Here is a 12,479-nt window from a genome sequence, read left to right on the forward strand (position 1 = left end):
GGTTGACTCTTCCTTGCTATATCTATTCTATGACTTATCGAATTTTATGCTTGATGTGATTCTCTTGGTTCTTCTAGATAATAGGCTCTGTACCAATTTACAAATTTTAAGATGCCATCTTCGATACTGGTTTCAGGTCTAAAGCCAATGTCGGCTGTTAGCTCGTCTATGTCGGCGTAAGTCGCTGGGACGTCACCTGGCTGCATGGGCAACAAGTTTTCTTTTGCTTTTTTACCGCACGCACTTTCAATAGCAGTAATAAAGCGGCGAAGCGTTACTGGTTGGTTATTACCGATATTGTAGATTTGGTAAGGTGCGATTGCCGTGGTCGCAAAAGATTGTTGTGGTTCTGGGATTTTATCGATAATACGAGTGATGCCTTCGACAATATCATCAATGTAGGTAAAATCACGTTGCATCTCACCATTGTTATAGACATCTATCTGCTCGCCTGCCAGTATTTTTTTGGTGAATGAAAAGTAGGCCATATCAGGGCGACCATAAGGGCCATAGACCGTAAAAAAGCGTAACCCTGTCGTGGGGATATTGTATAAATGACTATAAGTATGTGCCATTAATTCGTTAGATTTTTTGGTCGCAGCATACAAGCTAATAGGATAATCTACACGATCTCCAGTGCTAAAAGGCTGCTTGATATTCATACCGTATACAGAGCTAGAGCTGGCGTATACCAAATGTTTTACCCTAGTCTGTCGACAACCTTCAAGCACATTCAGAAATCCAACCACATTGGAATCAATGTATTCATGTGGCTTTTCGATAGAATAGCGCACGCCCGCTTGTGCGCCGAGATTAATCACGATATCAAAGCCATGTTCAGCGAATAAACTGGCCATTGCTTCTCGGTCAGCCAGATCTAAGGTGATAAATCTAAAAGTATCTTCGTTTGATTGCTCGCTTAGAATTTTGAGACGGTCTTTTTTTAACGCAACCTCATAATACGAGTTTAGGTTGTCAATACCGACAATAAAGCAATCATTGCCCAGCAATGCTTTAATTAAATGAAAGCCAATAAAACCTGCAGCACCAGTCACTAAAATTTTCATTAATCGCTCCCAAATAAATCTCTAGTAAACACTTTATGCGACACGTCTTGGATGTCTGCAGATAAGCGGTTTGCCACGATAATATCGCTCATGGCTTTGAATGCGTCCAAATCCTTAATGACTTTTGAGTTAAAAAACTCTTCTTCTTTTAACACGGGTTCATAGACAACCACTTCGATACCTTTTGCTTTAATACGCTTCATAATGCCTTGAATAGCAGACGCTCTGAAATTGTCCGAGCCACTTTTCATGACTAGTCGATGAATACCAACAATTTTTGGTTGCTTTTCAATAATTTTATCGGCAATAAAATCTTTACGAGTGCTATTAGAATCAACAATAGCTCGGATAAGGTTGCTCGGGACGTCATCATAATTTGCCAATAGCTGTTTGGTGTCTTTAGGCAAGCAATAGCCACCATAGCCAAACGATGGATTATTGTAATGATTGCCGATACGCGGGTCTAATCCTACGCCTTCAATAATTTGCTTGGTATCTAACCCAAAAGTCTGGGCATACGTATCTAGCTCATTAAAATAAGCAACACGCATTGCTAGATAGGTATTGGAAAACAATTTAATGGCCTCAGCTTCAGTAGATTCAGTAAATAGCTGAGGAACGTCTTTCTTTATTGCACCTTCCAAGAGCAAATCTGCAAATTGTCTCGCACGTTCCGACTGCTCACCGACGATAATTCTCGAAGGATAAAGATTGTCATATAGCGCTTTGCCTTCGCGTAAAAATTCAGGCGAAAAAATGATGTTATCTGTCAAAAATCGTTTTCTAATGTCATTGGTATAGCCGACGGGCACTGTTGATTTTATAACGATTAGCGCATTTTTATTAACACTCAGCACCTCTTCAATGACGCTTTCAACACTTTTGGTATTAAAATAGTTGGTCTTTGAGTCGTAATCCGTAGGGGTAGCAACAATAATAAAATCTGCGTCTTTGTAAGCTGCTTTGGCATCTAAAGTGGCTGTGAAATCGATGGGTTTGTTGAGTAAAAAATCTTCAATATCTGGATCTTCAATAGGAGATTGCTTGGCATTCAACATCTCGACTCTTTCTGCTATGACATCGACAGCGATTACTTTATTGTGCTGGGCAAGTAACATAGCATTGGATAAGCCGACATAGCCTGTACCTACTACTGTTATTTTCATAAAAATTCCAAGGTTATATTTTTATTATTATAAGATTAATTTTATTTAGTGAGATTGAGCAATAACGATGATGGCAGATGCTGGGAAAACTTCTGAATCATCGCCTCGGTAATATTGTTACGGGAGTCAGAGTCCAGCAAGTCTAAGCTTTGTATGCAGCCATATTTGACAGATTGTTCTTGCAAACCTGCTAAAAAATCCTCAACACCATTTTCATTTTTTAGATAGTTGATTGCTACGGGCGGCTTTAAACAAGCTTGTCCTTGTTGAATCTTTAGGTGATTCATTAAGGTAATGGGATTTACCTGAGCCACATCTCTAAACTTATATTGAATTTGCTCAATCAATAGCTGAGGGTTATGCAAAAGATAGTTTTTTAAAATATTCTTATCGATAATATGGGGGTAGTGGTGCACTTCAAAAAACTGATTCATCCCCAAGATTTTAGCGCTGAGCATTTGAGCAATCGTATGTTTGGGTTGAACTTTTTTGCCTGATAGTTTTTGTAGAGATTTTCGATATTGGAGTTTGGCTTGTAGAAGGGTGTTTTTTCGCCAATGACCATGAATGATAATCGTGTCGTCATCTAAAAAATCTGTGATAACAGCAGGTTGGTTGAAGAAAAAATCATCATTCATGTATATAAAATAATCAGACAGATCTGAGATATTCCATAGCATGCTTTCAATAGACCGCGTGTTAAAAGTAGGCAAAAACTGCTCATAGCCCGCAAAGATGTCTTTATGATCGATGATACGTATCTTGTCTTTTGCACAAATGTTTTGTTCAGCAAACGCTTCAATCAGAGCCGGTTGCTGTTGGTCGGTGACGATATAGATATGTCGACAGAAAGGTACGTATTTTATGATGGAGGCAATATTGTAATATATTTCATCGTTACTGGCGAAACGTGTTGAGCTGATAGCATCAGATGCCGCGCTGGTTGTTTTTTGATAACGCGCTCTTTTTTGTTTAAGCAGTGGCTCATCACCATCTACCCAAGCAATCACAATATCTATTTGCTTTTCATCATCTGCTTTCATGGTATTTCCTATGGGTTTATCGCCAATAATCTTTTAGCCAAGGGCTTGGCTTAACATGACGATACCACTTGCCGCCGCTACCATTGATGGCATCTGGCGGATTAATCTCACCATGAAAGATGACAATCTTTGCGCCATCTGGCAGAGTAGGTGCGCGCACAAAGTTAAAGGGAATAGGGGCGATGCATTGGTACTTGAAGCTGACACACCATGTTTTATCCCAATACTCTAAATGATGATGCTCACGTAAATAGTTAGACAGATAAGCCTGCTCATGGCGCACTTGGGTACGAATGGTGGCAAAGTTACGCTCAAAGTTTGCGAGCAAATCAGGATAGGTGTTCATGCCAATATTGAAACGATAAACAGAGCTATTACCAATCATTCGCCACGGTTTTTTCCAATCACGGATAATCACCACGCTGTCTTTGTGCTGAGCTTGATAGGTAAAAAAGGCGTCTATGTTATCAACAATAACAATGTCGATATCTAAAAATAAAGCCACACCTTTAAGACCATATAGTTCAGGTTTGAAAGTCGTGAGTTTTTTCCAACCACGCTCAGGCCCAGCAGGCAAATCCATCTCTGGAATAGGATGGCAAGTAACAGCAGGGTCGATACCGCTGCTATCATCAGTGAGGCAGATCATTTGGAAGTCTAAGGTCAAATGGCGACTGACCATATTATAAAGACGGTTGACGTACTCAGCGCCGTATTTGTCACCCCATTTCATACAGATAACATAACGCTGCTCAGCAGTGCTGCGTGCGTGCGTGTGGTCTGTCGATGAGGTATTGGTTACGTCAGTTGCCATAATGCACTCATATTAATATAAATAAAAAATATTTAGGGCGTGTTCTCATTTTTAACATGATGATGAAAATGAGATAAATTGTCGCTAAACAAGAAAGTAGCGCAGACAATATTGAGCTATTGACTGACTATTTGACGCTATTTGGCAAAATTTAGCCATCTTCAATCCATTTATAAGACGATCGATTGAACTGAGGACACGCCTTAGTAACGTTCAAAGGTACAAAAGTCAGCCAATATTATCACAGCTATGATTCACGATCTCTCTAAACGTTTGGCTAATTGTAAGGTCATTGTTCATTGTTCATTGTTCATTGCCAGCGCGTGTGGTTGTATCATGAACGTTTTGATCAGCCCGCTTATTGTCAAGAATGAATTTGGCCAAAGTTTCTTCATCAACGTTGTAAGGATTTCCTAATGTGGGAATGTGTTTGAAACGTCGATAGCCCCACATATAGTGACTACATTTTTCTTCAATCATCTGTTGCATGGCTTGGTTAAGTGCATAAGCGGCGGTCTCGGCATGACGATCATAAAGTGCTGGATCATCAAGCTTATAACAATAGATGTCAAATCCACGACCATCGTCACGGCGAATACAAGATAAGCCGACCAAGGCACATCTGGTTTTACTAGCAAGTTTAGAAGCAAGCGTACTGGTTAGTGTTTTAATACCAAAAAAGGGCACAACCACGCCGCCCGAAGGATCAGGAACATGATCGGGTAAGACGATACTAAAGCCCCCTTGTTTGAGGGTTTTAAATATGGCTTTGACACCGCTACCATCGGTTGGTACTAAGGTTGCATTAAGTCTTGAACGCCCTTGTAACACAAAGTTGTTGGTAATGTCACCTTTAACAGGTTTGTACATAATGGTTGGGGAACCAAATTGATTGAGCCAAGCGTTCATCATCTCCCACGTACCAAGATGCGGCACGATAGCGAGCATGCCGTTGGAACTAGCAAGTCCTTCTAATAAAATGTCTTTATTATGAACGTCGCGAATCTGAGCGATACTCCACTCAGGTGGCATGGCCCAGCTTTTGATCGATTCAATACTGGTCAAACACTGGTGATAAATAATCTCTTTGGTTAACACTTGTTTTTGCACATCAGTCAGCTTAGGAGCAATTAACGCCATATTGATACTGACTGTACGCATGATACTCAAATTGGGTATCTTGATAATCACCCACGCAACAAAACGTGCCAGTATCTGCAAGACAGACAATGGCACGATTTTAAAAATATGATACGGATTCATAACCATTCACACAGTGATGAATCACGTAATAAGTACTGAGAAAAATATCCGGACATCGTTAGACCATTTATTGCGCAGGTTTGTTGGTGTCAGCCTGTGCTTTTTCGCGCACACGGATACCAAGATCACGTAGCTGTTTGCTATCGACTTCAGCAGGTGCTTGAGTTAGTGGGCACTCAGCAGTTTTGGTTTTTGGGAAAGCGATAACATCACGGATAGAGTCAGCGCCTACCATAAGCATAATCAGACGATCCAAACCAAAGGCCAAGCCACCATGCGGAGGCGCACCGAATTTTAGGGCGTCAAGTAAGAAACCAAACTTGTCTTCAGCTTCTTGCTCGCCGATACCTAACGCTTCAAGTACCGCTTGCTGCATATCAAAGGTATTGATACGTAAGCTACCACCGCCAACTTCTGTACCGTTCAATACCATATCATAAGCGATAGAGAGAGCAGATTCTGGGTTGTTTTTCAATTCATCAACAGAACCTTTAGGTTTAGTAAACGGGTGATGCATTGACGTCCAACGACCATCGTCCGTTTGCTCAAACATTGGGAAATCGGTGACCCAAAGTGGCGCCCACTGACAAGTAGTCATTTCAAGGTCTAGACCAATTTTTTGACGTAGTGCGCCGATTGCGTCATTGACGACACTGGCTTTATCCGCACCAAAGAAAATAATATCGTTGCTTTCTGCACCAGTACGCTCAATCAAGCTGACCAATACGTCATCGGTCATATTTTTGATGATAGGAGACTGAAGACCAGATTCTTGGTCAACGCCGTTGTTGATATTGCTCGCATCGTTAACTTTGATATACGCCAAACCACGTGCACCATAGATGCTAACGAATTTGGTATAAGCATCGATTTGCTTACGGCTTAATGACGCGCCACCAGGAATTCGTAGGGCAGCAACGCGACCTTTAGGATCGTTAGCAGGACCGGCAAATACTTTAAAATCAACGTCTTTCATTAAATCAGCAACGTCGATGAGTTTTAATGGAATACGTAAGTCAGGCTTGTCTGAGGCATAGTCACGCATAGCTTCTGCGTAAGTCATGCGTGGGAATTGCTCAAACTCAACATCCATCATGGTTTTGAATAAATGCTTAATCAAACCTTCGTTGATGTTCATGATTTCTTCTTCGTTTAAGAAAGAAGTCTCAATATCCACTTGGGTAAATTCAGGCTGACGGTCAGCACGTAAGTCTTCGTCACGGAAACATTTAGCGATTTGATAATAGCGATCAAAACCTGACACCATCAGCAACTGTTTGAATAACTGTGGTGATTGTGGCAATGCGAAAAAGTTACCTGGGCGTGTGCGTGATGGCACAAGATAATCACGCGCGCCTTCTGGCGTTGCACGAGTCAAGATAGGGGTCTCAACGTCTAAGAAACCATGGTCATCTAAGTAACGACGAATGGCTGACGTGGCTTTAGCACGGAAAACCATACGCTCTTGCATTTGCGGACGACGCATATCAAGATAGCGGTATTTCAAACGCAAGTCTTCTGATACCGTGGTTTTCTCATCATTTAATGGGAAAGGCGGTGTTTCAGATTTTGCCAATACTTCAATTTCTTTGCCCAACAGCTCAATCTGACCACTGGTCATATTATTGTTTTCAGTACCCGCGTAGCGTTGACGTACGCGACCAGTGATTTTTAACACATATTCAGGACGTACCGCATCAGCCATTGCAAAGGCTTCTGGTGTATCAGGGTCAACGACGACCTGCAAGATACCAGCGCGGTCACGCATGTCTAAAAAAATCACGCCACCGTGATCGCGACGACGATGTACCCAGCCTACGATACTAATGGTTTGATCGATGAAGCTTTCGGTTACGGCTCCGCAATATTCGTCTCGATATTCGCTATGCGTCATAGTGCTTTGCGTCATAATATAATTATCCAGTTGTCAGCCCAATTCGAAATACAATAATGCAGCCATTGCTGTACGATTCAAGCTATCCGCTAAAAACGCACAAATAACGCGATTAAGACAAATGGTCATCACGTTGGCTACAGAAAATTTGGTGTAAACGCATATTATGCCTAATCTGCCCTTGTTATACAACCAGTGGCGTCCAATCAAAGCGTAGGAAAGTATCAGTAATGGGCGTATTTATTCAGTAACATTTGCATTGGGTTAAATATTGTCATACTGCTTGAAAATATCAGCCACTGTGCACATATCAGGCTCACTTATAAAATCTTATTCAAATTATTCTAATCATGTAAGGAATGCTACTCATGCTTTTTCACCCTGCTAAGAACCCTGTTGAGCTACAAGTTGTTCATCTAAATAAAAGCCAAGAACAACGCCGTGAAGACTTAATGGAGGCAACTCAAGGTAAAGCCGCGCTTAAGCAATTCAAAAAAGTAATGGCTAAAAAAGCCAAGCAAGCATTGAAGGCAAAAAGCAAAAATAAGAAAAAAAACAAAAATAAGAAAAAAAACAGTGATAATAAATCACAAGTTTTCGTTCTCGACTTTGACGGTGATATCAAAGCCACGGCAGTTAAACATTTACGCGAAGAAATCAGCACATTGATCAGCAGCGCAAATAAAGGCGATGAAGTCGTGGTACGTCTTGAATCAGGCGGCGGCTTGGTTCATGGTTATGGTTTGGCAGCAGCGCAATTGGCACGTCTAAAAGAGGCTGGTTTAAAATTGACAGTTTGTGTCGATAAAGTCGCGGCCAGTGGCGGTTATATGATGGCGTGTGTGGCGGATAACGTAGTGGCTGCGCCCTTTGCCATTATTGGCTCAATCGGTGTGGTATCACAGTTACCAAACTTTCATAAATGGCTAAAAAATCATGACGTCGATTATGAGATGTTTACCGCTGGTGACTATAAACGTACTGTCACTATGTTTGGTGAAAATGATGCTGACGACCGTGCCAAATACCAAGAAGAGCTTGAGCAAACGCATGAGTTATTCAAACATTTCGTGAACACCTATCGTCCAGCATTGGATGTCGCAAAAGTAGCAACAGGCGAGCATTGGTATGGCGAAGATGCGCTAAAATTGAATTTAATTGACAGTCTGCAAACCTCAGACAGCTATATTTTAGAGCGTATGGAAGACAATGAAGTCTATGCGCTGCATTCACGTCAAAAGCCAACGCTCGCCGAGAAGTTGGGATTGTCACAAGCTGCCGAAGCAACGGTGAATATGGCGATTGATAAGCTGCCAGATGCGCTAGCACGTTTCAATTTTAATAGTCGTTTAAATATCCTAAAGTAGTTTTCAATTTTCCACTTTAGATAGAGACATTGTTTGTATTTTGTAAAAGGCGTGTCCTAGCGGGTCGCGCCTTTTTGCTGTTTATTCATAAATGCTGTGTTATAAATGTGGCATACAGAACAGAGTATACGCACGTACACTATAAAATTAGCATTGGGCTTTTTATAAAAGCTTTATGTGAACGTGATGAAAATAATTAACCATCAGCAAGGAAAAGGATGCCAGCTATGTCTGAGAATACATTGATGTTTACCGCCACCGAACATGGTCAAGCCATGCACGCCAAAGTCAAAGCATTTATCGAAACCCATATTGAGCCAATAGAAGCGCAGTTTTGGGCGGATTGTCATGCGCAAAACCCAGACGGCAATTGGAGAAATTGGCAATGGCCAGAAAAGTATGAGAGTTTGCGTAAGCAAGCACGCGAAGCCGGTCTATGGAATTTATTTTTGCCAGATGACACGCTAGGGGCAGGGCTGTCGGTGACCGATTATGCACCGATTGCCGAGCTGACTGGACGCAGTTTATTAGCGCCTTATGTGTTTAACTGTAATGCCCCTGATAGCGGCAATATGGAGCTTTTATGGCGCTATGGTTCTGAGGAGCAGCAAGACAAATGGCTAACGCCAATCTTAGAAGGTAAGACGCGTTCGGTATTTTGTATGACTGAGCCTGATGTCGCCTCCAGTGATGCGACCAATATGCAAGCGACAGCTGTGGTTGATGGCGATGAGATTATTATCAATGGCAGTAAATGGTGGTCATCAGGTCTTGGTGATCCTGCGGTCGATATTTTGATTGTCATGGCGTATACCCCTGATGAGAATAAAGACCGTCATCACCAGCATTCGATGGTTTTGGTGCCGGCAAAGACAGCAGGCGTTAACATCGAGCGCATGCTCAAAGTCTTTGGCGATTATGATGCGCCGCACGGCCATGGTGAAGTCAGCTTTGATAATGTACGTGTGCCCGTCAGTCACTTTATCGGTGGTGCAGGTATGGGCTTTGAGATTGCGCAAGGGCGCTTAGGGCCTGGTCGTATTCATCATTGCATGCGTTGTATTGGCGCTGCCGAAAAGTCGCTAGAGCTAGCGGTAAAACGCGGCATGGAGCGTACCGCTTTTGGTAAGCCATTATTGCAACTGGGTGGTAACTTTGAACGTATCGCTGAGGCGCGTATTAAGATTGACCAAGCGCGTTTATTGACACTATATGCAGCGCAAAAAATGGATGCGCAAGGCACAAAAGCAGCATTGACTGAAATCTCTGCTATTAAAGTGGTTGCGCCAACCGTGCTACAAGAAGTGGTCGATATGGCGATTCAGATTCATGGTGGCATGGGCGTTTGCCAAGATACGATGCTACCTACATTCTTTGCCCAAGCTCGAGCATTGCGCTTAGCCGATGGTCCTGATGAAGTGCATAAAACCATGATTGCTAAGTTAGAATTAAAGCGTCAGGGTTTTAGTCGCCCTTCTAAATCTGGTAAATCCTAAGTTTAGTTATTCATAAACTTATAGAAATTGATTTAAATGAGCATTTGCTTGAATTAATTTCTCATTGAAATTCACTATTACACCGTTAATAGTGAATTTTCAGCCCTATACTCACTGATAAACATAATTGACCGCACGATAAGGAATGTCATATGGCAACTGCTAATCAAAGCAACACTACCGTCAAAGAAGTAGCTAATAAAATCTTAGATAAAGGCGGCGAGGTTCGTGAGGGCGAAGAGCTTGATGCCAAAGCGGTCAGCTCATGGCTACGTGCTCAAAGCGTCGATATAGAAGGCGAGCCTACCGTTACTCAATTTTCAGGTGGTGCATCAAACTGGACCTATCGTTTGCAATATGAAGGCGAAGGTAAAAGCCAAGATTTAATTTTACGCCGTCCACCAAAAGGCACCAAAGCAAAATCAGCACATGACATGGTGCGTGAATATACTGTCCAAAAATCCTTAAAAGATGCTTATCCTTATGTACCTAAAATGGTCGCGCTATGTACGGATGAGTCCGTCATCGGTGCAGATTTTTATGTCATGGAGCGTATGGAAGGTATTATTCCTCGTGCCAATTTGCCAAAAGGCATCGATTTAAACGAAGAGCAAACGCGTGCATTATGTACCAATGTCATCGACGCTTTGATTGAATTGCATCAAGTCGATTATAAAGCGCATCCTGATTTGGTCAATCTTGGACGCGGCGAAGGGTACTGTGAGCGCCAAGTGGCAGGTTGGGACAAGCGTTATGTCAAAGCCAAAACTCCTAACGTCCCAAATTTTGCCTTAGTACGCCAATGGCTTAGCAAGCATACGCCTGCTGATAGTAAGACTTGCCTCATTCATAACGATTGGCGCTTTGATAATGTGATTTTGGATGCAGCAGATCCGACCAAGGTGATCGGCGTACTCGACTGGGAAATGGCGACCTTGGGCGATCCTTTAATGGATTTGGGCAGCGCATTGGCGTATTGGATTGAAGAAGATGACAACATCATTATGCAGCAGTCACGCCGTCAGCCCACCCATTTAAAAGGCATGATGACTCGCGATGAGGTGGTTGCTTATTATCTTGAGCAGACAGGTCTAGAGATAGACAACTGGACGTTTTATGAAGTGTTTGGTCTGTTCCGTCTAGCGGGTATTGTTCAGCAAATTTATTATCGCTACTATCATAAACAAACGACCAATCCAGCCTTTAAAAATTTCTGGATTATTGTGCACGTATTACATGCCAAATGTCTTAAACTGATTGCTCAATATGAAGGTGAGATTTTGTTTACTAGCCGAGTACAGCCTCATCTACAGGATATGGGTGTTGATGCTGTGATGATTGAGCAGTTGCCAAGTCCTATACAGGCTGTTATTAAAGGTATTTTGCCAAAGAGCTATTTTGAACAAAGCGCACCTAAAGCTGAAGAGTAAGCAAATTAAAAATTAAAAATCTAGAGCTTTTAAAAATTATAAGAGTGCGATTAATAAGGCAATATTTTATGACAACCATACTTTTGGCCCGTCATGGTCAAGCGTCATTTGGACAAGAGAATTACGATCAACTCTCAGAGCTGGGTGGCAAGCAAGCGCAGATGCTAGGTCAGCATTACGCGACGACTCAGCGTCGAATCGATGCGATTTTTACTGGTAGTTTGGTTAGACAGCAAGACTCTGCACATCATTTTTGGCAGCGTTATCAGTCATTTGTTGATAGCGATATCTCTAGTAAGCCTGCGATCGATATAAGTGCGCCGGATAGCTATGTACTGCCACAATTTGATGAATTTAATCATAAAGACGTGTTTATAAAGTCTAATCCTGCTTTCATGAGTAAAGGTGCTATTGCGGCTGAGATTGCGCAAGCAGAAGTGCCATCTATGCGTTTGGCGGAGTTATTTGATGCTGCGATGCAGCGCTGGCATGCAAGTGACAATGACATTGATTATATTGAGAGCTGGTCACAATTTAATGAGCGGGCAAAACAAGCGCTTGAGCAAGTGCGTTTGCAAGTGGCTAATCTGAATTTAGAGCGTGATAGTACGGTGCTGGTGTTTACTTCGGGCGGCATTATTTCGGCTATTACCGCGCAGTTATTGCAGCAGGGCAGCTCAACAGCCTATCAAATTAATAAAAGCTTGGTTAATACAGGTGTAACGTCTATTACTTTAAAAGCGCAGAGTACACGGCTATTGTCTTTAAATGAATACAGTCACTTATTTGCTGATGGCAAACGCTTCGTGACGTGGCGATAACATAGCATGTGATGGCGGTAAGACATCAAGGTCATAATTCAGCAATGATTAAGCCATGATTAACATCAGGATAAAATGGCTACTCTAAATACGTAGCCATTTTTATGTTATTAAAATC

General features: G+C 42.1%; 10 protein-coding genes. 4 read left to right on the forward strand and 6 right to left on the reverse strand.

Annotation, left to right across the window (positions count from 1 at the left end; all coding sequences use genetic code 11):
* Positions 1–44 precede the first annotated feature (44 nt).
* The 6 genes from ACI2JM_RS06110 to aspS form a co-directional block, all read right to left on the reverse strand.
* On the reverse strand, positions 45–1,067 hold the full coding sequence (locus ACI2JM_RS06110) for an NAD-dependent epimerase (protein ID WP_404642890.1): 1,023 nt from the start codon (positions 1,065–1,067) through the stop codon (positions 45–47).
* Entirely contained in the window at positions 1,067–2,233 is a 1,167-nt protein-coding gene (locus ACI2JM_RS06115) for a nucleotide sugar dehydrogenase (protein ID WP_404642892.1), read from the reverse strand. The genes ACI2JM_RS06110 and ACI2JM_RS06115 overlap by 1 nt, the downstream gene beginning before the upstream one ends.
* A gap of 41 nt (positions 2,234–2,274) precedes the next feature.
* Positions 2,275–3,276: a capsular polysaccharide biosynthesis protein gene (locus tag ACI2JM_RS06120; protein ID WP_404642894.1), complete on the reverse strand. Its 1,002-nt coding sequence runs from the start codon at positions 3,274–3,276 to the stop codon at positions 2,275–2,277.
* Positions 3,277–3,292: 16 nt separating this feature from the next.
* Complete coding sequence (locus tag ACI2JM_RS06125) at positions 3,293–4,009, reverse strand: glycosyltransferase (protein WP_372860760.1); 717 nt, start codon at positions 4,007–4,009, stop codon at positions 3,293–3,295.
* 384 nt (positions 4,010–4,393) lie between these two features.
* Entirely contained in the window at positions 4,394–5,353 is a 960-nt protein-coding gene (locus tag ACI2JM_RS06130; protein WP_404642896.1) for a lysophospholipid acyltransferase family protein, read from the reverse strand.
* Positions 5,354–5,420: 67 nt separating this feature from the next.
* Positions 5,421–7,247: an aspartate--tRNA ligase gene (gene aspS / locus ACI2JM_RS06135; RefSeq protein ID WP_404643141.1), complete on the reverse strand. Its 1,827-nt coding sequence runs from the start codon at positions 7,245–7,247 to the stop codon at positions 5,421–5,423.
* Between the two features lie 368 nt (positions 7,248–7,615).
* On the opposite strand from aspS, the gene sohB reads away from it, so the two are divergent.
* The 4 genes from sohB to ACI2JM_RS06155 all read left to right on the forward strand — a co-directional run bounded on the left by sohB (position 7,616) and on the right by ACI2JM_RS06155 (position 12,361).
* Positions 7,616–8,614: a protease SohB gene (sohB, locus tag ACI2JM_RS06140; RefSeq protein ID WP_404642898.1), complete on the forward strand. Its 999-nt coding sequence runs from the start codon at positions 7,616–7,618 to the stop codon at positions 8,612–8,614.
* A gap of 245 nt (positions 8,615–8,859) precedes the next feature.
* A complete protein-coding gene (locus tag ACI2JM_RS06145) occupies positions 8,860–10,110 on the forward strand; it encodes an acyl-CoA dehydrogenase family protein (protein WP_404643143.1) in 1,251 nt (416 codons plus the stop codon).
* A gap of 152 nt (positions 10,111–10,262) precedes the next feature.
* Positions 10,263–11,540 (forward strand): phosphotransferase family protein, encoded by a 1,278-nt coding sequence (locus tag ACI2JM_RS06150; protein ID WP_404642900.1) that lies wholly within the window; start codon positions 10,263–10,265, stop codon positions 11,538–11,540.
* Positions 11,541–11,608: 68 nt separating this feature from the next.
* Positions 11,609–12,361, forward strand: coding sequence for a histidine phosphatase family protein (locus ACI2JM_RS06155; RefSeq protein ID WP_404642902.1), 753 nt, complete (start codon positions 11,609–11,611; stop codon positions 12,359–12,361).
* Positions 12,362–12,479: the final 118 nt, after the last annotated feature.

The organism is Psychrobacter sp. NPDC064578, assembly GCF_044901245.1.
GTDB lineage: Bacteria > Pseudomonadota > Gammaproteobacteria > Pseudomonadales > Moraxellaceae > Psychrobacter > Psychrobacter cibarius_C.

Bases quoted from the DNA above. Each gene is read 5' to 3' on its own strand.
- ACI2JM_RS06110 (WP_404642890.1), bottom strand. From the start codon at position 1,067: ATGAAAATTTTAGTGACTGGTGCTGCAGGTTTTATTGGCTTTCATTTA.
- ACI2JM_RS06115 (WP_404642892.1), bottom strand. From the start codon at position 2,233: ATGAAAATAACAGTAGTAGGTACAGGCTATGTCGGCTTATCCAATGCT.
- ACI2JM_RS06120 (WP_404642894.1), bottom strand. From the start codon at position 3,276: ATGAAAGCAGATGATGAAAAGCAAATAGATATTGTGATTGCTTGGGTA.
- ACI2JM_RS06125 (WP_372860760.1), bottom strand. From the start codon at position 4,009: ATGAAATGGGGTGACAAATACGGCGCTGAGTACGTCAACCGTCTTTAT.
- ACI2JM_RS06130 (WP_404642896.1), bottom strand. From the start codon at position 5,353: ATGAATCCGTATCATATTTTTAAAATCGTGCCATTGTCTGTCTTGCAG.
- aspS (WP_404643141.1), bottom strand. From the start codon at position 7,247: ATGACGCATAGCGAATATCGAGACGAATATTGCGGAGCCGTAACCGAA.
- sohB (WP_404642898.1), top strand. From the start codon at position 7,616: ATGCTTTTTCACCCTGCTAAGAACCCTGTTGAGCTACAAGTTGTTCAT.
- ACI2JM_RS06145 (WP_404643143.1), top strand. From the start codon at position 8,860: ATGTTTACCGCCACCGAACATGGTCAAGCCATGCACGCCAAAGTCAAA.
- ACI2JM_RS06150 (WP_404642900.1), top strand. From the start codon at position 10,263: ATGGCAACTGCTAATCAAAGCAACACTACCGTCAAAGAAGTAGCTAAT.
- ACI2JM_RS06155 (WP_404642902.1), top strand. From the start codon at position 11,609: ATGACAACCATACTTTTGGCCCGTCATGGTCAAGCGTCATTTGGACAA.